Source organism: Streptomyces oryzae (assembly GCF_017676365.1).
Lineage (GTDB): Bacteria > Actinomycetota > Actinomycetes > Streptomycetales > Streptomycetaceae > Streptomyces > Streptomyces oryzae.
On sequence record NZ_JADKMA010000115.1, the window covers coordinates 1 to 22,728 of the forward strand.

Annotated in this window: 16 protein-coding genes, 2 tRNA genes and 1 pseudogene; 11 read left to right on the top strand and 8 right to left on the bottom strand. The window is 71.8% G+C overall.

All coding sequences use genetic code 11. The features are described from left to right. The first annotated feature begins 862 nt into the window (after positions 1-862). From ITI46_RS21385 to ITI46_RS21405, 5 genes are all read left to right on the top strand, one after another. Complete coding sequence (locus ITI46_RS21385; RefSeq protein WP_209241308.1) at positions 863-1,810, top strand: NADP-dependent oxidoreductase; 948 nt, start codon at positions 863-865, stop codon at positions 1,808-1,810. Between the two features lie 217 nt (positions 1,811-2,027). Next, a complete protein-coding gene (locus ITI46_RS21390; RefSeq protein WP_209241309.1) occupies positions 2,028-2,192 on the top strand; it encodes a hypothetical protein in 165 nt (54 codons plus the stop codon). Between the two features lie 345 nt (positions 2,193-2,537). Further along, a complete protein-coding gene (locus ITI46_RS21395; protein WP_209241310.1) occupies positions 2,538-3,383 on the top strand; it encodes an RNA polymerase sigma factor SigF in 846 nt (281 codons plus the stop codon). Positions 3,384-3,582: 199 nt separating this feature from the next. After that, on the top strand, positions 3,583-4,560 hold the full coding sequence (locus ITI46_RS21400) for an RNA polymerase sigma factor SigF (RefSeq protein WP_209241311.1): 978 nt from the start codon (positions 3,583-3,585) through the stop codon (positions 4,558-4,560). A gap of 222 nt (positions 4,561-4,782) precedes the next feature. Next, on the top strand, positions 4,783-5,634 hold the full coding sequence (locus tag ITI46_RS21405) for a hypothetical protein (RefSeq protein WP_209241312.1): 852 nt from the start codon (positions 4,783-4,785) through the stop codon (positions 5,632-5,634). Positions 5,635-5,720: 86 nt separating this feature from the next. Here ITI46_RS21405 and ITI46_RS21410 read toward each other — a convergent pair whose 3' ends face one another. Beyond that, a complete protein-coding gene (locus ITI46_RS21410; protein ID WP_209241313.1) occupies positions 5,721-5,945 on the bottom strand; it encodes a hypothetical protein in 225 nt (74 codons plus the stop codon). Positions 5,946-6,178: 233 nt separating this feature from the next. Between ITI46_RS21410 and ITI46_RS21415 the strand changes: the two genes are divergently transcribed. The 3 genes from ITI46_RS21415 (at position 6,179) to ITI46_RS21425 (ending at position 10,186) form a co-directional block, all read left to right on the top strand. Continuing rightward, entirely contained in the window at positions 6,179-6,658 is a 480-nt protein-coding gene (locus ITI46_RS21415) for a MarR family winged helix-turn-helix transcriptional regulator (RefSeq protein ID WP_209241314.1), read from the top strand. Positions 6,659-6,780: 122 nt separating this feature from the next. After that, on the top strand, positions 6,781-9,144 hold the full coding sequence (locus ITI46_RS21420; RefSeq protein WP_504739817.1) for an MFS transporter: 2,364 nt from the start codon (positions 6,781-6,783) through the stop codon (positions 9,142-9,144). Between the two features lie 172 nt (positions 9,145-9,316). Further along, complete coding sequence (locus ITI46_RS21425; RefSeq protein ID WP_209241316.1) at positions 9,317-10,186, top strand: YceI family protein; 870 nt, start codon at positions 9,317-9,319, stop codon at positions 10,184-10,186. Positions 10,187-10,205: 19 nt separating this feature from the next. Here the strand turns inward: ITI46_RS21425 and ITI46_RS21430 are convergent, their stop codons facing one another. After that, positions 10,206-11,027 carry a TetR/AcrR family transcriptional regulator gene (locus ITI46_RS21430; protein ID WP_209241317.1) on the bottom strand — a complete coding sequence of 274 codons (822 nt, stop codon included), beginning with the start codon at positions 11,025-11,027 and terminating at the stop codon, positions 10,206-10,208. Between the two features lie 96 nt (positions 11,028-11,123). After that, positions 11,124-11,546 (bottom strand): annotated as a pseudogene (locus tag ITI46_RS21435) (winged helix-turn-helix domain-containing protein); the annotation flags it as partial. A gap of 95 nt (positions 11,547-11,641) precedes the next feature. Between ITI46_RS21435 and ITI46_RS21440 the strand changes: the two are divergent. Further along, positions 11,642-12,157: a hypothetical protein gene (locus tag ITI46_RS21440; RefSeq protein WP_209241318.1), complete on the top strand. Its 516-nt coding sequence runs from the start codon at positions 11,642-11,644 to the stop codon at positions 12,155-12,157. A 99-nt stretch (positions 12,158-12,256) separates the two neighbouring features. Here the strand turns inward: ITI46_RS21440 and ITI46_RS21445 are convergent. Together ITI46_RS21445 and ITI46_RS21450 are read right to left on the bottom strand one after the other, a co-directional pair. Next, positions 12,257-12,329 (bottom strand) — tRNA-Arg (locus ITI46_RS21445). A gap of 221 nt (positions 12,330-12,550) precedes the next feature. Further along, a tRNA-Ser gene (locus tag ITI46_RS21450) sits at positions 12,551-12,642 on the bottom strand. A gap of 352 nt (positions 12,643-12,994) precedes the next feature. Here ITI46_RS21450 and ITI46_RS21455 point away from each other — a divergent pair. Both ITI46_RS21455 and ITI46_RS21460 read left to right on the top strand, forming a co-directional pair. Continuing rightward, a complete protein-coding gene (locus tag ITI46_RS21455) occupies positions 12,995-13,486 on the top strand; it encodes an SSI family serine proteinase inhibitor (protein WP_209241319.1) in 492 nt (163 codons plus the stop codon). A gap of 438 nt (positions 13,487-13,924) precedes the next feature. Next, positions 13,925-18,889, top strand: coding sequence for a PAS domain-containing protein (locus ITI46_RS21460; protein ID WP_209241320.1), 4,965 nt, complete (start codon positions 13,925-13,927; stop codon positions 18,887-18,889). Between the two features lie 63 nt (positions 18,890-18,952). Here the strand turns inward: ITI46_RS21460 and ITI46_RS21465 are convergent, their stop codons facing one another. The 3 genes from ITI46_RS21465 to ITI46_RS21475 all read right to left on the bottom strand — a co-directional run. Then, positions 18,953-20,611, bottom strand: a complete 1,659-nt coding sequence (locus tag ITI46_RS21465; protein ID WP_209241321.1) for a long-chain fatty acid--CoA ligase — start codon at positions 20,609-20,611, stop codon at positions 18,953-18,955. A gap of 307 nt (positions 20,612-20,918) precedes the next feature. Further along, positions 20,919-21,557 carry a SigE family RNA polymerase sigma factor gene (locus tag ITI46_RS21470; RefSeq protein WP_372452023.1) on the bottom strand — a complete coding sequence of 213 codons (639 nt, stop codon included), beginning with the start codon at positions 21,555-21,557 and terminating at the stop codon, positions 20,919-20,921. A gap of 227 nt (positions 21,558-21,784) precedes the next feature. Further along, on the bottom strand, positions 21,785-22,728 hold a 944-nt coding region (locus tag ITI46_RS21475; RefSeq protein ID WP_209241322.1), incomplete at its 5' end, for a glycoside hydrolase domain-containing protein.

Consider the following 22,728-nt stretch of genomic DNA (forward strand, 5'->3'; position numbering starts at 1 on the left):
GGTAATTCGGGGGCGGGCCGGAGTGACCTGGATTCGTATTCGGTAATTCCGTTCCGGGCCGGAGCGCCGACTGCCCGGCCTCGCCGTTCCGTCCCGCCGTTCCGTCCCGCTGTTCAGCCGTCCGGCCGAACGGAAAAGCGCGGCGAAGCCCGCCGAACGAATAAAGGCGTTTTTCGCCGGGAAATACTTGAACGCTGCGGTATCGTCATCTCAACCTCCCGCTGAGAGGGGGTGAGGAGTAATGGCCGGTGCGGGCTGGAAGTCTGAGCCGGCGAGGACGACGCTTCAGCGGTTCGCTGATATCGCGCGGGTTGTCGCCGGTTTTTTCCAGGCGGTGTACTACGCCGTCCGGACGGTGCAACTGTGGTGACTCCCCTACGAGCCGATGGGCCCACCCCAGCCCCGGGATGAGCCCATCGCAGGTCCTCGTCCGCGGCCCCGCTCTTCGTCGGACCAGAGGTGCGGGGTCCGCGCAGTGCGGACCGGCAGCAATTGCTGCTGTTGCTCGCAGACTAGCATTTGGCGGCCCGTTTTCACGGGTTCGACAATGAGCTTCATATTCGCTGCGATGCCCCGGCTCACCCTCCGGCGGCGTCTCGATATGGGTTTGTTTTTCCGCGGGGCGTCGGCAGCTCGCCGACCTTCCCCTGCTTTCCGGATTCACGGGCGCGCGAGGGCGTGCGTTTCCGTTCACGTTTCGCGTATGTTCGGCGGGCGCTTTCCACGCTTTTCCCGTCTGCGGCAATCGGCGCCGGGGGAGGGAGGCGGAGGCCGGGCGGGCGGACGATCTGCGGGGGGCCGCGTGCTGTCGTACGTTGAGAGCGTCCGCTGGTCCCAGGGGGGAGCAGGGAGGCGCGGGTGAATGCGTGCTGTCGGTGTGCGGGAGAGGAACGGGCGGCCTGAGGTCCTGCAGGCGCGGCGGCCCGAGCCGGGCGAGGGCGAGGTGCTGGTGCGCGTCGTGGCCGCGGGCCTGAACCCGCTGGACTGGAAGATCGCCGAGGGCATGCTCGAGGACCTGGTTCCGTACGACTTCCCGCTGGTCCTGGGGGCTGACTTCGCGGGCGTGGTGGAGGCCGGCGGCCCGGAGACCTACCGGTTCGCGCTGGGCGAGCCGGTGTTCGGGCACGTGGTGAGCGAGCCGGTGGGCGGCGGGACGTACGCGGAGTACGTGGTGGTGAACGAGGCAGGCAGCATCGCCCACGCGCCGACGAGCATTCCGCTGACCGCCGCCGCCGGGGCCCCCACGGCAGGCATGACGGCGCTCGGCATCATGGACTCGGCCGCCCTGCGCGCGTACGAGAGCCTGCTGATCATCGGCGCGGCCGGCGGGGTCGGTACGTTCCTCACTCAACTCGCCGCAGCGCGCGGGCTGCGCGTGGTGGCCGCCACCCACGGGCACGACCAGGCCCGGATGGGCGCCTTCGGCGCCGCGCTGACCATCGACACCCGCGAGCGGGAACTGGCGGACGCGGTGCACGAGGAGTACCCGCACGGCGTGGACGCGCTGGTGGACCTGGGGTCGGCCGAGCCGGAGGAATTCGCCCGGCACGCCGCACTGGTACGGGACGGCGGCGTTGCCGTCTCCACGCTGGACGCGGCATCGGTGGACGCGCTCTACGGGCGCGGCATCGAGGGCATCAACTACCACATCGCGGTCTCCGCCGAGCTGCTGGAACGGCTCTGCGAGGAGATCGACAGCGGCCCGCTGACCGTACCGATCGAGGCGGAGGTCCCGCTGGACCAGGCGCCCGGCGCCGTGGCCCGCAACAAGGCGGGCGGCGCCCGCGGCAAGACGGTGCTCCTTCCCTGAGCCCCGGCCCTCTCGCCCAGCAGGATGCCGGCTCTCCCTCGGGAGGACTGCCGACTCTCTCCCCCAGGAAACCGCCGGCTCTCACCTCAAGACCGTCGGCGCCTCCTTCGCCTGCTGGCACCCCGCTGTTCCCGCTACACTCGCACAACCGCACAGGTGTACAGAGTGTCGATGATCGAACGCCCGGGGGCCGCATGCCCGGGGGAGGGACAGCGCGATGGCGCAGACGAAGAAGATCGCGGGCTATGTGCTTGTCGTCTTCGTGCTGTACACGATCATCAATTCCCCCGAACGCGCCGCCGATCTGGTCCAGATAGGTTTCGAAGGCATCTCCAGCGCCGCGCAGGGCGTCGGCCGGTTCATGACCTCGCTGGTCAACTGAGACCCCCGGTCCTCCCCGCTGAGACACCTGTTCCGCCCCTTCCGCGCGAACCCCTCTCGCCGCTTCGACCAGGCGCTTCCGGCTGCAACTGGCAAGCAACACGGAGTTATACGGTGCTTGCACACGGTGCACATGTCTTGTGATGCTATGACCGCTTTTTGACTGGCGAATCCCGCCTGCCCGCTCGACACAGCAGAAGCAGAGCGAAGCAGGTGACGCAGGTGACGCAGGCGAGGCAATCGAAGCACCCGAAGCACCCGAAGCACCCAAAACACCTGAAGCACCCGAAGCGATCGAAGCGACGATCGATCCGTACAGATCTGCACCGTAAGGGGTGGTGGCTGAGTGGACGGGACCCGTACCCCCACCCAGACCTCCTCCGGCGACGCCGAAACACCCTCCTCCCCCGCCGAGGCGCAGCGGGAACGAGCCGCGCGGACCCGGGCGCTGACGCAGTCCCTCTTCGAAGAGCTCGCCCGGCACGAGCCCGGCTCCGCCGAGCACGAACGCATCCGCGCCGCGCTCATCGAGGCCAATCTGCCGCTCGTACGGTACGTCGCGGCGCGGTTCCGCAGCCGGAACGAGCCGATGGAGGACGTCGTACAGGTCGGCACCATCGGGCTGATCAACGCCATCGACCGCTTCGACGCCGAGCGCGGGGTGCAGTTCCCCACCTTCGCGATGCCGACCATCGTCGGCGAGATCCGCCGCTACTTCCGCGACAACGTCCGTACGGTGCACGTCCCGCGCCGGCTGCACGAGATGTGGGTGCAGGTCAGCGGGGCCACCGAGGATCTGACGACGCTGCACGGGCGCTCCCCGACCACCTCCGAGATCGCCGAGCGGCTGAAGATCACCGAGGAGGAGGTGCTGGCCTGCATCGAGGCCGGACGGGCCTACCGTGCCACCTCGTTGGAGGCCGCACAGGAGCGCGAGGACGGAATGCCGGGGCTGCTGGACCGGCTCGGCTACGAGGACCCCGAGCTGGACGGGGTCGAACACCGGGACCTGGTGCGCCATCTGCTCGTACAACTGCCCGAGCGCGAGCAGCGGATCCTGCTGCTGCGGTACTACCGGAACCTGACGCAGTCCCAGATCAGCGCCGAGCTCGGGGTCTCGCAGATGCATGTCTCGCGGCTGCTCTCGCGCAGCTTCGCGCGGCTTCGGGCCGCAAATCGAATCGACGCCTAACCGGTTCGAGCTACCTCAACTTCCGCCTCACCGCTCTCAACTGTGCAGTTTTATCGACATGAGGCTACGTCGCGTTGCCTACTTGTGACATTCTGCAAGAGCTGCGTTTGCCGCAGTGGCGTGCCCGGTATGGAGGGGGAGGTGCTTCCCTCAGAGCCGAGGGCGCCGCAGCGACCGTCCGCGACCTCAAGGGGGTGGCATGTCCGTAGAACTGGGCAGCTCCAAGGTGCTCGCCGAGAACACGTCCCCGACCCCGGGGGCACCTCCCGGGCCCGCTGAGCCGGGCAGCGCGTCCCCGGTGCTCGACGAGGTGGCGCCGGACGACCTCACGGGCGCGGAGCCCGCGGAGCTCGCCGGGGCCGTCGCTGCGGTGCCGGACAGCGACACCATCGACACCCGCACACTCTCCCGCTCGCTCTTCCTGCGGCTCGCCGCGCTCGACAAGGCGGCGGCCGAGTCCCCGGGAACGGCCAACACCGCGGAGCGGATGTATGTACGGGACACGCTCATCGAGCTGAACCTCCCGCTCGTCCGCTACGCCGCGGCCCGCTTCCGCAGCCGCAACGAGCCGATGGAGGACATCGTCCAGGTCGGCACCATCGGTCTGATCAAGGCGATCGACCGCTTCGACTGCGAACGCGGCGTCGAATTCCCGACGTTCGCCATGCCGACCGTGGTCGGGGAGATCAAGCGCTTCTTCCGGGACACCTCCTGGTCGGTGCGGGTGCCGCGGCGACTTCAGGAGCTGCGGCTGGCGCTGACGAAGGCGAGCGACGAGCTGTCGCAGACCCTGGACCGCTCCCCGACCGTCACCGAACTCGCCGGCTGCCTCGGCGTCTCGGAGGAGGACGTCGTCGACGGGCTGGCCGTCGGCAACGCCTACACCGCCTCCTCGCTTGACTCCCCGGCGCTGGAGGAGGACGGCGGCGAGGGCTCGCTGGCCGACCGGCTCGGCTACGAGGACAGCGCGCTGGAGGGCGTCGAGTACCGCGAGTCCCTCAAGCCGCTGCTGGCCAAGCTGCCGCCGCGCGAGCGCCAGATCATCATGCTGCGCTTCTTCGCGAACATGACGCAGTCGCAGATCGGCGAGGAGGTCGGCATCTCCCAGATGCACGTCTCCCGGCTGCTGACGCGCACGCTCGCACAGTTGCGCGAGGGGCTGATCGCAGAAGACTGACCGAGACGGGGGCGGAGTGCGGCGGGGGATACCGAACAGGCCGCGGAACGGGACACCGACCGGAACACGGGACGAGCCGAGGTACGGAGCGCCGAACAGAACACCGAGCGGAAGGCGGAACGGGACACGGGCAGAGACGCCGAATGGGACACCGAATGGGACACCTGGGTTCGCGGCAGAAGGAGGGTTCACTTCTGACGGAGCGTCAGTGACACTGTCGCCATGCGAAGCCAGGAGAGCAACACACGAAGCCGTCGGGGCAGCCGGATAGCCGCCTCGGCGGCTCTCGTATGTCTCGGGGCACCGCTGGCCGCGGGGTGCGGCGGAGGCGGGGACGACGGCTATGTGGCGGTCGGCGCCGCTGACCCGTCGGGGCGGAGCAGCGACGGCCCCGTACGGCCGGACGACAAGGTGCGGATGGTGCCGCTGCCCGGCGAGGGCGACGGCCCGGAGAAGAGCGACGGCGGCCACAGAGCAAGGGCCGGCGACGACGACACGAAAGGCGCGCGCGGGAGCGAGGGCGCGGGCGCGGAGCGTACGAAACACGGGAAGGGCGCGGACGACGGCGGGGACGCGGGCGGTACGGGCCCGTCCGGTTCCGCTTCCACGGGCTCCCCGGGTTCCCCGGGCGCCTCGGGCTCAACGGGCCCGGACGGCTCGTCACCCGGTCCCGGCACGGGCGGGCACGGGGATGGAGGTGGCCAGCAGACCGGAGACGGCTCCTCCGGTCCGGGCTCACCGGATTCCCCCGGCTCGCCCAGCGGCCCCGCCCTGCTGACGGTGAGCGAGCCAGCGCGGGAGAAGACGGACGACCGGTGGTGCGAGAAGGTGACCGTCCGCTTCGTCAACTCCGGCGGCCGTGCGGTCACCGGCGGCAAGGTCACCTTCGGTACGCACATCATCGGCGCGCTCGGCGTCGACTGGGCCACCCGGGAGAGCAGGAGGGCGCTGCCCGTACCGATCAAGGCCGGGGAGAAGAAGGAGAAGACCTGGACGGTGTGCGTGGACGCCTGGCGGGTGCCGCTGGGCATGCACATCGAGACCCGCGACGTGCGGCTCTCCGGCTGGAAGTAGTCACCACCAGCTGGATGTAGGCACGAGCAGGGGTGATCACCCCGAGGCCGGGCCCGGGCCGGCGCGCCGCCCAGGCCTCAGGCGGCTCAGGAGAAGGCGAGCCAGGCGACGCCCGCCAACACGACGAGTACGACCACGACGCCGACGATCACGCCGACGCGGGGTCCGCCCGATGCGGGGGCTGCCGCCTGCCTGCTGCCGGGGCGGGTGGTGCCCTCGTCGACGAAGGCGCGGAACATCTGGGTGCTGCCTGCCGGGTCGGGGTGTCCCTGTCCGTCCGGACCCTGCGGCGCCTGCGGGTTGTGAGCCATGTCCCAGGACCCTAGCGAACCGTCCCCCGGATGGCACAGTCGCTCCCGGTCAGCCGCTGTGCGCTCGCTCACAGCTGTCGGCAGTGCGCCCGGCAGCACCCCTGTCCCGCGCGCTCTTTGCGAAGCGTTTGCCTCGGTTGTCCCGAAGTTTGCCTCGATTACCCCCGAATCAATTTGCCTACAGCAACCAACCATTCTATGGTTGCCTTAAGCAACAAGTTCATGGGGTGCAGATGGCCGAACGCAGTCAGTACGAGGAGCTGGCCCGGCAGATCAGCGCCATCGGCGCCGTCAAACGAGAGATGGCGCGTGGTCTTCCCCCGGAGTGTCCGCCCGCCTCGGCGGTCGTACTGACGCTCCTGGAAAAGCACGGGGAGATGCGCACCAGCCGACTGGCCGAGCTGATGGCGATCGACATGTCGGTCACCAGCCGGCACGTCACCCACGTCGCCGACCGGGGCTGGATCGAGCGCCGCCGCGACCCGCAGGACGGCCGCTCCCGGCTGCTGCGGATCAGCGACAGCGGCGAACGGCTCCTGGCACAGCTCTCGGCACATCTCGTCGAGGCGCTCGCCGCCCACCTGCACGACTGGAGCAATGAAGACGTCGCCCAGCTCAACACGCTGCTCAGCCGGCTCCGTACCAGCTTCGGGGACTGCCGCGCACGCGGCGGGCCACCCCACGAGACGACAACGACCGCACCACTGAGTTAGAAGGACGCCGAATGGCAACAACCCGTCCCCAGCCGCCGGTCGGGGGGCCGAGCGACGCCGTGCAGGAGGCAGGCGCAGGCGCAGGCACCGCCGCCGCGACGGCATCCGGGAGCGCGGCGCCGATGACGCACCGGCAGATCATGGAGGCGCTGTCCGGGCTGCTGCTCGGCATGTTCGTCGCCATCCTGTCGTCGACGATCGTCTCGACGGCGCTCCCCAAGATCATCTCCGACCTCAACGGCAGCCAGAGCTCCTACACCTGGGTGGTGACGGCGTCGCTGCTGGCGATGACCGCCTCCACGCCGCTGTGGGGCAAGTTGGCCGACCTCACCAGCAAGAAGCTGCTGGTGCAACTGGCCCTGATCCTCTTCGTGCTGGCCTCGGCAGGCGCCGGTCTGTCGCAGAACCCGGGGATGCTGATCTCCTTCCGGGTCGCCCAGGGCATAGGCATGGGCGGGCTCTCGGCGCTCGCCCAGATCATCATGGCCGCGATGATCTCCCCTCGGGAGCGCGGCCGGTACAGCGGCTACCTCGGTGCCACCTTCGCCATCGCCACCGTCGGCGGCCCGCTGCTCGGCGGCGTGATCACCGACACCAGCTGGCTCGGCTGGCGCTGGTGCTTCTACGTCGGCGTCCCGTTCGCCGTCCTCGCGCTGATCGTCCTGCAGAAGACGCTGCACCTGCCCGTGATCAAGCGTCCGGGCGTCAAGGTGGACTGGGCCGGCGCGTTCTTCATCGCCGCCGCTGCCTGCACCCTGCTGCTGTGGGTCACCTTCGCGGGCGACAAGTACGACTGGCTGTCCTGGCAGACCTACGCGATGGTCGGCGGGGCCGTGGTGCTCGGGCTGCTCTTCGTGCTCGTCGAGTCGAAGGCCAAGGAACCGATCATTCCGCTGCGACTGTTCCGCAACGGCACCATCACGCTGGCGTCGGTCGCCTCGCTGTTCGTCGGTATCGCGATGTTCGGCGCGACGGTCTTCCTCAGCCAGTACTTCCAGCTGGCGCGCGGCAAGTCGCCGACGATGGCCGGTGTGATGACGATCCCGATGATCGCCGGGCTGTTCGTCTCCACCACCGTCTCGGGCCAGATCATCACCCGGACAGGCAAGTGGAAGAAGTTCCTGATCGCGGGCGGTGTGCTGATGGCGGCGGGCATGGGCCTGCTGGGCACGCTGCGGTACGACACCGAGTACTGGCACATGTCGATCTTCATGGCGCTGCTCGGCCTCGGCGTCGGCATGATGATGCAGAACCTCGTGCTCGCCACCCAGAACCAGGTGGCGGCCGGCGACCTCGGTTCCGCCAGCTCCACGGTCAACTTCTTCCGTTCGCTGGGCGGTGCGGTCGGAGTCTCGGCGCTCGGCGCGGTGCTCTCCAACCGGATCACCCACTACATGGAGGATGGCTTCGCCAAGCTCGGCATCAAGCCCGGCGGCGGTGCCACGGGCGGTGGCGGCAGCGCGCTGCCCGACCTGGACAAGCTGCCCGCGCCGGTACGTACCGTCGTGGAGAGCGCGTACGGGCACGGCATCGGCGACATCTACCTGTACGCGGCGCCGGTCGCGCTGCTGGCGCTGGTGTGCGTGCTGTTCATCCGGGAGGTCCCGCTGCGGACCACTGCCGTGAACGAGGCGAACGAAGCCGAAGGAGGCGAAACTCAGCAGCTCAGGGAGTACGCAGCCATGGCCACAGCCCAGCCCTCTGCTCCGATGCCGACCAGCGGCCACAAGGTGCACGGCACCGTCCGCAACGCCGACGGCATCGGCGTCGCCCGTGCCGCCGTGACGCTGATCTCGCTCAGCGGACGCCAGCTCGGCCGCTCCGTCGCCCACGCGGACGGCTCCTACGGGCTGGACGCGCCCGGGCCCGGCTCCTACGTACTGATCGCGGCGGCCGACGGCCACCAGCCGCAGGCGTCCACGATCGTGGTCGGCGAGGAGCCCCTCAGCCACGACCTGCTGCTCTCCGGCACCAGCGGTCTGGCGGGCCAGGTGCGCGGGCTGGCCGACGGCGCCCCCGTGCAGGGCGCGATGGTCGTCGTCACTGACGTACGGGGCGAGGTGCTGGCCACCGGCGTCACTGGTCAAACAGGTGACTACCGGTTCGACGAGCTGGTCACCGGCAGCTTCACGCTCGCCGTGAACGCGAGCGGCTACCGCCCCACCGCGCTCCCGGTCGAGGTCCAGGGCCAGGGCACCACCCGGCTCGACGTCGACCTGGCGGCCGGCGCGCGGGTGACCGGCACGGTACGGGCCGGCACGCGGCGCACTCCCCTGCCGGACGCCCGCGTCACGCTCGTGGACGCGGCCGGCAACGTCATCGCCACGTCCACCACCGGTGAGGACGGCGCCTACGCCTTCACCGACCTGGACGCCGGCGACTACTCGGTCATCGCCGGCGGCTACCCGCCCCAGGCGAACGCCCTGCACCTGACCGGGCCCGGAGTGGACGCGTACGACATCGAGTTGCACCACCCGGACGAGTGACCCCCCGGTCCCGGCGGCGCGTGAATCGAGCGGAGCGCGCGCCGTCGGGACCGGTTCGGGGAAGGGGGCCCCGGCGGCCCGGAGAGCCGCACCGAGCGAGCGAGCGCGGGCAAGGGACGGCCCGCCGCCGAGACGCCGGGGCCCGTCGTATGTGAGAAGGAGCTGGAAGAAGATGACAGGCGGGGCAAGCGGAGCGGCGGACCCGGCCGGCGGCGCATCGGGCGGCGGCGTACGCGCGCGGGTGCGTACCCGGGACGGCTGGGCGGTGCAGCACGCCGTGCTGACCGTCACCGATATGACGGGCACGCAGGTGCTGCGGGCCGAGGCCGACGACGAGGGCATCGTGCGCGGCGGGGAGCCGCTGGCCCCGGGCGCGTACACGGTCATCGCCACTGCCGTCGGCTATGCGCCGGCCGCCTCGACGGCGATGGTCACCGCCTCGGGGCGCGCTGAACTGGGCACCCTGGTGCTGGCCCGGCAGGGCGGCGTCGAACTGCCGCCGCCGGGGCCGTGGACCATCGACCCGATGCACTCCACGGTCGCCGCGAGCGCGCAGCACCTGGGGATGACCAGCGTGCACGGCCGGTTCACCGAGTTCGGCGGCCGCATCGAGATCGCGCAGGACGACCCGGAGAAGTCGTCCGTCGAGGCGGTCATCAGGGCGGACTCCATCAACACCGGCAACGACATGCGTGACCAGCATCTGCGCTCAGCGGACTTCCTCGACGTCGGGACCCACCCGGACATCACCTACCGGAGCACCGGCATCGATGTGGCGGGCCCTGACCGGTGGACGGTGCGCGGCCACCTCGGGATGCACGGCGTCGTCCGCGACGTCGACCTCGACCTCACCTACCTGGGCAGCGGCCCCGACCCCTGGGGCGGAGTGCGCGCCTCCTTCCGCGCCACGGCGGAGTTGCGGCGCTCGGACTTCGCGATGAACTACAACCAGGCCGTCGCCGCCGGGATCGCCGCCGTCGGTACGACGCTGAAGGTGGACCTGGACATCCAGGCGGTGCAGGGGGAATCGCTGCCGTTCTGACGGCGTCCCGGCGGCACGGTCAGCGGTCCTCGGGAGCCGGCGGCTGCGGCGGAATCACGGGCGCGGTGCGGTCCTGCGAGACCGCGCCGCGCCCGTACCGTGCCATGGCCTCGATACCCGCGATGACGCAGTCCAGCGCGACCCCGAAGTCCCGCTGCTCCACGGGGCGTACGACCTCTCCCTGTACGCCCTCCCCGCACTCCGCGTACTCGGGGCGCGCGCCCACCGTCGTACGCAGCGCGTCGACACAGTCCTGGGAGCTGACGCCCGCCTCGCTGCACCGGCGCTGCCAGCTGGCCTCGACGGCGGCGTGCCCGTAGACGAACGAGAAGAGCGCCGCCAGCGCACCGTCCGCCTGCTGTTCGGGGAGCCCCGAGCGCAGCAGCACCCGGCGCACACCCAGCTGGAAGGACATCGCGCTCGGCCCGACGTTCAAGAAGCTGCCCAGCGTGCCGGAGGCCCACGGGTGACGGCGCAGCAGTCCGCGCAGCGCGTACGCCGCCTGCCGCAACTGCGCACGCCAGTCGGCGCCTTCGGCGTCCGCGTCGGGCACCTCCAGCTCGCCCTCTACGGCGTCCAGGGCGAGTTCGAGCAGGTCGTCCTTGCGGTCCACGTACCAGTACACCGACATGGCCGTCACCCCAAGGTGCGCTGCCAGCCGGCGCATGGAGAACTTCGCCAGCCCCTCGGTGTCCAGCAGCCGTACGGCAGCTGCCGTGATCTTCTCCCGGTCCAGCCCCTCGGTCTGCCCGCTTCCGGCCGCTCTTCGGCGGCTCTCCGTCCGCTCCTCCAGCCACACGCTGGTCCTGCGCATCCGGCTCGTGCGGCTGCCGTCGCTCATGGCACGCGCTCCTTCGGGGGCCGGCTCGCAGACCGGTCGGAGGGACGGAACGGGGCGGCAACGGCCGAATGACCTACGGACCGTTACCCCTCGATGCTAATCCGTATCCGGCCCTTCCTCCGCCCTCGGCAACCCGAACACCGGTATGACGGACGGTTTGAGGACATACCCCGCCCCGCGCCGCGTGTGGATCATCCGCTCCCGGCCCGCATCGATCTTCCGCCGCAGATACGAGATGTAGAGCTCCACCAGGTTGGCGTGCCGCCCCACGTCGTAGTTCCACACCCGGTCGAGGATCTGCGCCTTGCTGAGCACCCGGCGCGGATTGCGCATCAGAAAGCGCAGCAGCTCGAACTCGGTTGCGGTCAGCCGTATCCGGTCCCCACCGCGCCACGCCTCGCGGGTCTCCTCGTCCAGCACCAGATCCCCGACGACGAGCAGCCGTTCGGGCCGGTACGTACGCCGGCGGGGCACGGCCACCGCGCCGGTCCCCCTCCTGCTCGGACTCCTGCTCCTGCTCCTGCTCCCGTCCATGTGCCCACCCTCGAACTCCCGGGTGAGAGAAGGCTTGTGGGCACCTGTGAATTGCCTGAGAAACCCCTAGGGTCGGGCGGGTGAGCGCAGTCATAGCAGCGATGATCACGGCCGTCGTCGGCGTCCTCGGCACCCTGTTCGCACCCGTGCTCACCCAACGCGTGGCCGCACGGCAGCGCGAGGAAGAACGGGCTGAGGCCGACCGCCTGCGCCGGATCGAGGAGCGCCGCGCCGCCTATACGTCGATGAACCGCACCTCCCGGCAGTTCAGCACCCTCCTCAAGGACGCCCTGCACCGGCTGCGCGACGGCGTCTACACCGACCACGAGCGCACCGCACTGGAAGAGGCCCGCCTCGACTACCGCGACCGCTACGCGGAGGCCCAGATGATCGTGCCCGAACGCATCCTGGACGCCGCCCGCGCCGTCAACCGCGTCCTGGCCGAGGCCGACGGCGCCGTCAAACGCCTCGACCGCGACCGCGCCCACGACGCGGAGACCCCCGAATCCGTCCGCCGGACCCTCACCACCGAAGGCGACCGCCAACTGGCCACCATGCGCCAACTGATGCGCGAGGACCTGGGCATCCACGACTGACCCCGCGCTCGCCCCGTTCCCGTGGCCGGTGGTCCGGCGAAACGTTGTGCGCCCACACGCAAAAGGCCCCCGGGCGATCCCGGGGGCCCTCACCTGCTGCGCGCTCGGCAGGATTCGAACCTGCAACCTTCTGATCCGTAGTCAGATGCTCTATCCGTTAAGCTACGAGCGCTTGTGGTCCGGCTGGTTTTTCGGCCGGGGCGGCGTTGCGGGAACAACATTACATGACCTGCGGGCTTAGGTGAAATCCTTAAGGATCACCCCTGCTGACCTGCGGAAACGTTGTCCACGGCGGGAGTGGGCACAGGGGTGGAAATGGAAGAAGCCCCGGCGGGGCCGGGGCTTCGGTGATCTTGAGATCCTTTGCGCGAAGCTGGATCCGGAGATCATGAGCGGAGGCTGAGGGATTTGAACCCTCGATCAGGGGGTTACCCCGAAACCGCATTAGCAGTGCGGCGCCATAGACCAGACTAGGCGAAGCCTCCAGACACACTCGGGACGCCCGAGGGGCGGACAGTGTGTGTGCCGATGATGGCACAGCCCGGGGGGCTGTCTCCAATCGGCCCCCACCGTACTCGGTCCGCGGACCCCTGGGCAAAGCCTTAAGGCGGAGGCCCCAGGACTGCCCGGGCAGGCCTCCCGGCCGGAGGGCCGGGGCGCCGTACGTCCGGACGGGGGGCGCGCTGCGTCCGGATGGGTCCGCCCGCGCAACGGCGCGGGCCCGGAGGCGTTAGGCAACAGGGGGCGTACTCGCGGCGCCCCCACCTCCCTCCCGCCGGGAAGGGCCGCCCCCGTCCAGCCAGGCGGGAGCCGCTCTCGAATCCTCTGGAGCCAGCCATGCCGCGTCGTACCGTCCCCGTACCCTTCCGCGTCCGCCCCCTCCTCACCCTCACCGCGGTCAGCACCGCGGCGGCCGGCCTGCTCTCTCTCGTCGGGGCTCCGGAGGCGACGGCCGAGAGCCGGTCGGCCGGCGCAGGGGAAGCCGCGGCCACCGGGCCGGCCGCCGACGAGCTCATGTTCGCCGTCTCCCACACCGGACGTGCGGCGGGCGACAGGTCGTACACCCTCCGCTGTCACCCTGCGGGAGGCAGGCACGCCGCGCCCAGCCGGGCCTGTGCGGCGCTCGACAGGGCAACCGCGGGGAAGCGGGACCCCTTCGAGCCCGTATCGGCGGATGCGACGTGCACGATGATCTACGGCGGTCCCGCGAGAGCGCATGTGACCGGCACCTGGCGCGGCCGGAAGGTCGACGCCTGGTTCAAGCGGACCAACGGGTGCGAGATCGCGCGGTGGAACAGCCTCATCCCTGCGCTGCCCCGGACCTCCTGAGCGGGATGTTCCGAAGAAGCCGCTCTGAGCCAGATGTGCTGAACCGGAGCCGGATGTTCTGAGCCAGGCGTACTGGCGCGGATGTCCCTGTACGAGTGCTCCGGCGTGGATGTTCCGACGCGCACGCCTTGAGGCGCACGCCCCCGCGCAGGCCGTTGTCGCGGGCGCCGTCGGCCCGGTCCTCGGCCTATTCGCAGCTGTGCGCCCGGTGTTGGCCTGCGGCGGCGGCAGCGGTGGATTGTCGGGCTGTCGTACGGCGGCAGGCTCCCACGTATCCGCCGCCGCGCTCGGGAGTGTGGCCCGTAGACTCCCCCTAGTGACACGCCCGGGGTGAACGGCAGACTGGCAGCCGTGGCCTGCCCGGACCAACACGACCAACGGGGAAGAAACGGGCGGAAGGTCACGAGCACCTGAGGTCAGCAGGAGGGAATTGTCGCCGTGAGCAGCAGGCCATCCCGAGGCGCTGCTCGCCTCGCCGCCATACTCGACGCACTGCCCGACGCACTCCTCCTGGTGAACTGCAACGGCACGGTGGTGAACGCGAACGCCATCGCGTTGGAGACCTTCGAGACGCCCGGCACGGCACTCGTGGGGCGTGGACTGCTCGACCTGCTGCCCGAGTTCGACTCGAAGCGGATTCCGGGCTCGATGCGGCGTCCGGACGAGGCCGCACAGACGCAGGGCCGCCAGAAGCCGACCCGGATGGTGGCACGGCGTACGGACGGCAGCGAGTTCCCCGTCGAGGTGACCAGCGCGAACCTGGAGGACGGGCGGACGCCCTACGCCTCCGCGTTCGAGGCCGCCTTCGCCGACCACCCGAGCGGCGGCGGGTACACGGGCGACGAACTGCTGATGCTCGTCGTACGCGACCTCACCGGCACTCTCGACACCGAGGCCGAACTGGCGCGCCAGCAGCGTCAGACGGAGATGATCCTGCGGGCCGCCTCCGAGGGTGTCGTGGGCGTGGACTCCGAGGGCCGGGTGGTGCTCGTCAATCCGGCGGCGGCGCAGATCCTCGGCTACCGCGCCAGCGATCTGGGCGGCCGGCATCTGCACCCGCTCGTGCACCACTCGCGCCCCGACGGTTCCCCCCTCCCGTTCGAGGAGACGCCACTGGCGGACACCCTGCGTTCGGGCCGCAAGCACCGGGTGCGGGCCGGGCAGGTGCTGTGGGCGAAGGACGGGCGTGCGGTGGCGGTCGATATGACGACGGCGCCGGTACGGGACGGTGAACAGCTGGTCGGCGCGGTACTCACGTTCGCCGACCGCCGCCCCTACGACGCCGTCGCGGCGCGCCAGACCCAGCTGCGGGCCGTGCTGGAGGAGTCGCTGCGCGGGCCGCTGGAGCAGCTGCGCCAGGAGCTGTCCGGGCTGACCTCCGATCCGGCGGCGCAGCTGTGGCCGGAGGCCAACCAGATCCTGCACCATCTGTCCGCCGGTTACGCCCGGATGACGACGCTGGTCGACAACGTTCTCGGCTACCAGAGGCTGGACGCCGGCCAGGAGCGGCTGCGGACCGAGCCGGTGCCGATGGACGCGGTCGTCTCCGCGGGCGTCGAGGGCGCCACCGAACTGATCGGCCCGGGACGGGCACAGTTCGCCGTGCACGCACCGCCGATCGAGGCCGAGGTCGATCCGGAGCGGCTCGCTGTTGCGCTCGCCCATCTGATCGCGGATGTGGCGGGCGTGGACGCCACTGGCCGTGCGCTCTCCGCGCCCGTGCCCGGAGTCGACCAGACGATCGTGGTCGCCGCGGCACAGCGCGGCGAGGTCGTACGCGTCGAGGTACGCGGCCCGCACAGCGGCGGCAGCCCGGTGCACGAGCCACTGGTGCGCGGCATCGTCGACCAGCACGGCGGCGTGCTGCAGACGCACGAGGTGCCTGGCTCGTCGGGCGGCAGCGCGTATGTGCTGGAGGTGCCGGTCAAGGCGGTCGGCAACACGACCCGCCAGCCCGGCAGCCGGGCCCGCAGGGGCGGCCCGGGCGACACCGGCGGTACGGGCAGCATGGACGGCACGGGCGGCACGGGCGGTGACGGGAGCACCGGCGGCAGCGCTGGCGGCAGTACCGGCGGCAGGGGAATCGCGGGGCAGGACGGGGACGGTTCGACCGGTGGCGGCCGCTCCACGGGTGGCGGGCGGTCCACGGGTGGCGGGCGGAGCGGAAGCCATGCGCGGGGTGGCGGCAGCCATGCCCGCTCAGGTGCCTCGCGGGGCGACGCGGGCGGTGCCCTGGGGGTGCCGAGCGTCATGCCAGGCACGGAGCGCGGTGAGACGACGGTGATGCCCGTGCCGTCCGCGCCCGCGCGCGGGACGGGGAACGCGGCGCAGCCGCAGGAGAGCGGTGGCCAGGCCGGGGCCACGGAACCGGCCGGAGGGCCCGGCGGCGCGGAGCACGGGCAGGGGAGTCCGGCCGACAGTGCGTCGGCGGCTGCCCTGGAACCTGTGACGGACCCGCGGCAGCCGGCGGGCGCGCTCGCTCCGGTGCCCGACCCGCGGCAGAGCATCGAACTGGGGCCCGGCCCCTCCTCGTCCGCCGATGGGGGCGGCGGCCAGGGGCAGCCCGGGCCGGGGCAGCCGGAGTTGGCGGCCGCGCAGGGGCAGCTCGAGCTGGGGCCCGCGGGTGCTTCCGCCGGGAGCGGGCAGCCCGGGGCGACCGCGGTTCCGGCACCCGCGGGGTCCCCGTACGCGGAAGGGCAGCACCAGGAAGGCCCGTACCGGGAAGGCCCGTACGCGGAGGCTTCCGGTGTGCCCCGGCCCACCGGGCGGCGGCGTGGGCGGCCGAGCCCGGCTGAGGAGCAGCACGGACCGGCGGCGCTGGGCGGTGAGGCCGCTGCTCGTACGGCGTCCGGGGCGCTGGAGCTCCCGTCGGGGGGCTCGGGTGGCCCGGGAAGTCCGGGGAGTCCGGGGAGTGCGGGCGAGAGTCAGGGCGCGAACGTTCCTGTGCCCGCGCAGGGTTCGGGCCGGCGCGCGCGGCGTGCGCTGGGCGAGCGCGTGGAGACCGGGCACCCCTCGCAGGGTGCGGAGTCACCGGGTCAGGGCGCCGTGGCGGTCCCCGAGCCGGCCCCGCAGGAAGTGGGCGGCGCCGAGGGCCAGGAGTCGGCAGGCGGTCTGGAGCTGCCCCCGGCGGGCGGACGCCGGGCGCGGCGCATCGCGGCAGCCCGTGCGCGGGCGCAGGCGGAGGCAGAGGCGCAGCAGGGCCCGCACCACGCGCCGTTCGCGCTCCCGCCCGCCCCCGTGGAGGACCCTTCGGCCGCCGCCCCCGGCGCGGGGCCGGAGGCTGGGCCCGGCAACCCGGAGGCCGTAACTCCGGGGCCCGCTGACCCGGCGTACGCCGCGTACAACGCGAGCGGGAGCGCGGGAGGGGGCGCGAGCACGGACCCCGGCGCGGGCGCGGGAACCGGCGCGGGCGCCCCGGAGGCGCAGCAGGAGAGCGCCGACCGGCCGCAGCGGAGCGAGCACTCGGTCGTCGCGGCCAGCCCGATCCTGGGCGGCGGGGCGTTCCAGCAGACACCGCAGCAACAGCAGCCGGATCAGGCCCAGCAGGCCCAGAACGCGCAGCAGCGTGGTCTGTCCAGGCCGGAGCAGGGGCAGCCGGGCGCCGCCTCCGGTCCGTACGAGACCGAGCACGGGCCCCGCGTACGGACACTGGGGCAGGGGCTGCCGTTCGCCGAGCGGATGGCCGAGCAGAACGCGGCCCAGCAGCAGTGGCCCCCGGCCCAGTCCTCGACGCCGTCGGCGGCCTCCGCCATACCGTCCACCCCGTCCACCCCCGGTCCACCCGCCGGCTCCGGCCGCCGCCGCAAGCTGGCCACGCCGGAGGAGCGGACGCAGGGCGGTGGGCCTTCCGGAGGGTCCCAGGAGGGAGCCGCCGAACCGGGCGAGCCCCCGCACACCGCCGGACCGCAGCCGACGGCGCAACCCGCTCCGCACGGGCGTCCAGACCAGCCGGGGCAGCCCAGCGGGCCCGGACAGCACGCCCGGCACGGCCGGCCCGGAACGGCCGGTCCTGAGCAAGCCGAGCACGGCGCGATCCCGGCGGAGCAGGCCGCCCAGCCCGCCCCCGCACAGCCACAGCCCGCGCAACCGCAGCCCGGGCAACCACAGCCGACCCCACCGCAGCACGGGCAACTGCAGCACAGGGAACCCGCGCACGCGCAGGCTCAGCCCGGCGCGGTGGCCCCCGGTCAGGCGCAGCCCTGGGCCGCCGTACCCGGCGGCGGACCCGAGGCGGCCGCAGGGCCAGGAGCGGGCACAGGCGCAGGCCCCGCAGCTCACCCGGTCGTCCCCGGCGGACCATCCGGACAGGGCGGACAGGCAGCGCAGCCGCAACCGCCCGCGCAGGCGCAGCCACCCGCGCTGCGACAGCCGCACGGGTCGGCGCAGGGTCAGGGCCCGGGGCAGGGGCAGCCCGGGGCGATGCCGGGCCCGATGCCCATGCCACAGCCGCAGGCAGGACCCTCGGCAACCACCGGCCCGGGGCAGGATCTCGGAAACGGCCAGGGGCGTGGGCAGGGGCACCCCCGTCCTCCGCAGGAGTTCGCCGTCGGCGCGCCGGGCCGCGCCACGAACGCGGAGGTGACGGAGGGCCCGGAGCCGCTGGACGGGCCGGACAGTCCCGTCGAGATGACGGACGGGCGGGGCTTCGGTGTCCCGCCGCAGGCCATGGACGACGAGTTGCCGCCCGAACCGCTGGACAATCCGCGGCGGCTGCTGGTGTGGCCCGAGCCGGACGTCTCCACCCAGCAGGCACTCTCCGAACGCGGCTACCGCCCGGTGCTGGTGCACTCGCGGGAAGAGGTGGACGCACAGATCGCGGCCTACCCCGCCGCGCTGTTCGTCGACCCGCTGACGGGGCCGATCACGCGGACGGCGCTCCAGTCGCTGCGTACGGCGGCAGTGGCGGCCGAGGTGCCCGTACTGGTGACGGCGGGGCTGGGGCAGGCCACGCGGGAGGCGGCCTACGGCGCGGATCCCGCCGTACTGCTGAAGGCGCTGGCGCCGCGCGACAGCGAACAGCATCCGCCCCGGGTACTGCTCGTCGAGGAGCAGCAGGCGATCGCCGCGGCGCTGGCGGCGACGCTGGAGCGGCGCGGTATGCAGGTAGCGCACGCGCCGACGGACTCCGAAGCGGTGCATGTGGCCGCGCAGATCCGGCCGAACCTCGTCGTGATGGACCTGATGCAGGTACGGCGGCGGCGCGCGGGCATCATCGACTGGCTGCGGGTGAACGGGATCCTCAACCGCACCCCGTTCGTCGTCTACACCTCGGCGGACCTGGACCCCGGGGAGCTGCCGCGGCTGGCCTCGGGCGAGACGGTGCTGTTCCTGGCGGAGCGCTCCACCAGCACGGAGGTGCAGTCCCGGATCGTCGACCTGCTGACGAAGATCGGCGCGCACTGACGGGGCGGCGCGGGCTGAACGACCGCGACTTGGGGGGCTGCCCGGCAGCAGCCCCCGGCCCGTTCAGCCCAGCTCGGTCACGTCCAGCTCGCCCGCCGCGTACTGACGGCGCAGCACCTTCTTGTCGAACTTCCCCACGCTCGTCTTCGGTACGGACTCGAGCGTGACCCAGCGCTCGGGGAGCTGCCAGCGGGCGACGGTCTTGCCGAGGAAGGTGCGCAGCTCCTCGTAGGAGACGGGTTCGCGGTCCTCCTTGAGGACGACGCAGGCGAGTGGGCGCTCGCCCCACTTCTCGTCGGTGACGGCGACGACGGAGGCCTCGGCAACGGCCTCGTGCGCCATCAGCGCGTTCTCCAGCTCCACCGAGGAGATCCACTCGCCGCCGGACTTGATGACGTCCTTGGCGCGGTCGGTGAGCGTCAGATAGCCGTCCGGGCTGATGACGCCGACGTCGCCGGTGCGCAGCCAGCCGTCCGGGCTGAACTTGTCCTCGGGCCGCAGCGGCGGCTCGCCCACGCCGCCGAAGTAGGCCGCGGCGATCCACGGACCGCGCACCTCCAGCTCGCCGGGCGACGCGCCGTCCCAGGGCGCGAAACTGCCGTCGGGCGCCGCCAGCCGAGCCTCCACGCCCGCGGGAAAGCGGCCCTGGGTGACCCGGTAGGGCCACTCCTCCTCGGGAGTGAGACCGCCCGGCGGGTGGGCGAGGCTGCCGAGCGGCGAGGTCTCGGTCATCCCCCAGGCGTGGCAGACACGTACGCCGTGCAGCTCCTCGAAGGCCCGCATCACGCTCGGCGGACAGGCGGAGCCGCCGATGGTGACGGTCTTGAGGCTGGAGATGTCGCGCGGGGTGGCGGCGAGCTCGTCCAGCAGGCCCTGCCAGATGACGGGTACGGCGGCGGCGTGGGTGGGCCGCTCGGCCGCGATCATCTCGGCGAGCGGCGCGGGCTGCAGGAAGCGGTCGGGCAGCAGCATCCCGACGCCGGTCATGAACACGGCGTGCGGCAGCCCCCAGGCGTTCACGTGGAACATCGGCACCACGGGAAGGGTGGTGTCAGCGGTGGTGAGCCCCATGGACTCGGCCATGTTGACCTGCATGGAGTGCAGATAGACCGAGCGGTGCGAGTAGACGACGCCCTTGGGGTCGCCAGTGGTGCCGGAGGTGTAGCACATGGCGGCAGCGCTGCGTTCGTCCAGCTCGGGCCAGTCGAAGGAGGTGGGCCGCCCGGCCAGCAGCTGTTCGTAGTCGTGCACCTGTGGAGCACAGCCCTCGAGCACCGAGGTGTCGCCCGGACCGACGACGACCAGGTGCTCGACCGTCTCCAGGCGGGGCAGCAGCGGCGCGAGCAGAGGGAGCAGGGTGCCGTTGACGAGGATGACCCGGTCGGCCGCGTGGTTGACGATGAAGACCAACTGGTCGGCCGGCAGGCGCAGGTTGAGGGTGTGCAGCACGGCGCCCATGGAGGGAATCGCGAAGTATGCCGTTACATGTTGCGAGTTGTTCCACATAAGAGTGGCAACCCGGTCGTCAGGGCGTACCCCCAGCTCGTCACGCAGGGCGTGGGCGAGCTGTGCGGCACGTTCGCCGGTGGCCCGGAACGTCGTGCGGTGCGGCTCCGACTCGCCTGTCCACGTGGTGATCCGCGCGTCCCCGTGGACGGTCATTCCGTGGCGGAGGATGCGCGAGATGGTCAGCGGTACATCGTCCTGCATCGTGCTCAGCACCGGGGCCTCCCCATGAGCGGCGGTTACGCGGAGCGGGCGCATGCCACGCGCGTTCACGCCCCAGGGTGCCTACGCCCAGGAGTACGCCAGGAGGAGCACGCCCGGGAGCGGCTACGCACGGGTGCGTCTTAACGCACGAGTAATGCGCCGCTTCCGCGGAAGCCTGCCACCGACCGGTCGGTATGTCACGGGTGCCTGCCCGCATACAGGGCCGAACCTGCATCTCGCGGCGCGGTGCCCCGGTCCCGCCGCTGCCGCCCGCCGCCGGTGCCACACGCGGAGCTGACACGTACGCCCGACAGCGCGCTCAGGCCGCGACCGGCTCCTGGCCCGCCTCGCCGTGCTCCTCCGGGTGGGGCTCCGCGCGGACGTCGGCGGCCAGCTGGGGGTCTTCCCGCAGCTTGGCCAGGGCGCGGGAGACGGCGCTCTTGACCGTGCCGACGGAAACGCCGAGCACCTCGGCCGTCTGTATCTCGCTCAGGTCCTCGTAATAGCGCAGGACCACCATGGCGCGCTGCCGGGCGGGCAGCTTGAGCACGGCACGCCACATGGCGTCCCGTACGGCCTGCTGCTCGGCGGGGTCCGGAGCCGGCAGTGGGTCGGGCTCCGGAAGCTCGTCGCAGGAGAACTCGTCCACCTTGCGCCGACGCCACTGGGAAGTGCGGGTGTTGACCAGCGCCCGGCGGACATAGCCGTCCAGGGCCCGATGGTCCTCTATCCGCTCCCAGGCCAGATAGGTCTTGGTCAGCGCCGTCTGGAGCAGGTCCTCGGCGTCGCTGGGGTTGGCGGTCAGGGAGCGGGCGGTGCGCAGCAGCACCGGGCCCCGCGCTTGGACGTAGGAGGTGAACGTCAGTGGCTGTCCCCCGGAGCCTGGCTGCATCGCAAGGGACCGCGCGTGCTTCGCATTGGTGGTCCGGGGAGTCCGAACTGTCCCAGGCGTGGTCATGGCATCCACGCTATGAGCCGCCCGCCTTCCCCGGATCGCCCCAAGGTCCCGATGCAGCGTCCGCCTCAGGGTGTAGTGGTGGTGTTTCCTACACCTCCTGAAGGTGGAGAGCATCCACCAGGCGGATCAGGGTGCCCCCGGGTGCCTCCTCCTCCGGCCCGTCCGACGGCCTTCCGACGACCCACCCGACGGCTCGCCCGACGGCTCGCCCCACGACCGCCACCGGCTCACCCGATGACCGCCACCGGAGCGTCCACCAGGTTCTGGTCGATGTGCACCGTGTGACCGCCGTAGGTGCGTTTCACGTTGCCCGTGTGCTGGTGGATGCGCCGGTGCGGCTGCCACGCCCGGGGGTGGAGGTTCCGCTCCCCGTTCACCGACGGGCGCGTGTGCCAGCGGGCGAACCACACCGCGGTGGGCAGTCCACGCGCTCCTGCCGCGCGGGCCCGCTCCAGGTGCGCGATGCCGTAGTTGGCGCTGCTGTAGTAGCCGGCGACGTACCCCTGGGCGCGCACCGCGCTGTTCCAGCCCTGGATGAAGCGCAGCGTGGTGTTGGCGCAGCTGCGCTGCTTGTAGCGGTACGCCTCCATGTCGAGGTACACGGCGCTGCTCCTGCCCATGCCGAGCCGCTGCGCCTGGCGTACCGCGTCCAGCCCTTCGCGCTTGCCCTGCCCGTAGGGGTTCTTGGAGGACATCCGGAACTTGCGCTTGTTCTTGGCGATGACACAGGGCGCCTGGGAGCCGACGTAGACCGGCAGCAGTTTCCAGCCCTGCTGGTTGACGCTGCGCACCCAGTCGGGCCCCAGGTGCTTCTGCTTCGCGCACGCCCTGGCGCGTCCCCCGATGTAGACCCCGACGGCGCCGAACGGCGATGTGCCGCGCCACGCCCGCATGGTGGTCGCCGAGGGGGCCTGGCAGGTGTCGAAGGCGTTGCCCTTGAAGATCTGCGCCCCGAAGTCACGGGGGTCGCCCTGTACGAGCGACGGCTGGCCCGCGGGTCCGCCCGCCGCGCCGGGCGCGGCCGGGTCGGCGGGCGCGTCGGGCGCCGCCGGGTCGGTCATCCCGCGCGGATCGGCGGGCCCGCCGGGCACATCCACCGGTCTGGTGCTCGGGCCGGAGGCCGGAGCAGTGCCGGAGACCGGAGCAGTGCCGGAGGCCGGGGCGGGAGGGT

Excerpts from the sequence above, each read along its gene's own strand:
- ITI46_RS21470 (WP_372452023.1), bottom strand. The coding sequence starts at position 21,557 with ATGACCACGCCTGGGACAGTTCGGACTCCCCGGACCACCAATGCGAAG.
- ITI46_RS21405 (WP_209241312.1), top strand. The coding sequence starts at position 4,783 with ATGCGAAGCCAGGAGAGCAACACACGAAGCCGTCGGGGCAGCCGGATA.
- ITI46_RS21400 (WP_209241311.1), top strand. The coding sequence starts at position 3,583 with ATGTCCGTAGAACTGGGCAGCTCCAAGGTGCTCGCCGAGAACACGTCC.
- ITI46_RS21425 (WP_209241316.1), top strand. The coding sequence starts at position 9,317 with ATGACAGGCGGGGCAAGCGGAGCGGCGGACCCGGCCGGCGGCGCATCG.
- ITI46_RS21455 (WP_209241319.1), top strand. The coding sequence starts at position 12,995 with ATGCCGCGTCGTACCGTCCCCGTACCCTTCCGCGTCCGCCCCCTCCTC.
- ITI46_RS21420 (WP_504739817.1), top strand. The coding sequence starts at position 6,781 with ATGACGCACCGGCAGATCATGGAGGCGCTGTCCGGGCTGCTGCTCGGC.
- ITI46_RS21385 (WP_209241308.1), top strand. The coding sequence starts at position 863 with ATGCGTGCTGTCGGTGTGCGGGAGAGGAACGGGCGGCCTGAGGTCCTG.
- ITI46_RS21390 (WP_209241309.1), top strand. The coding sequence starts at position 2,028 with ATGGCGCAGACGAAGAAGATCGCGGGCTATGTGCTTGTCGTCTTCGTG.
- ITI46_RS21430 (WP_209241317.1), bottom strand. The coding sequence starts at position 11,027 with ATGAGCGACGGCAGCCGCACGAGCCGGATGCGCAGGACCAGCGTGTGG.
- ITI46_RS21415 (WP_209241314.1), top strand. The coding sequence starts at position 6,179 with ATGGCCGAACGCAGTCAGTACGAGGAGCTGGCCCGGCAGATCAGCGCC.
- ITI46_RS21410 (WP_209241313.1), bottom strand. The coding sequence starts at position 5,945 with ATGGCTCACAACCCGCAGGCGCCGCAGGGTCCGGACGGACAGGGACAC.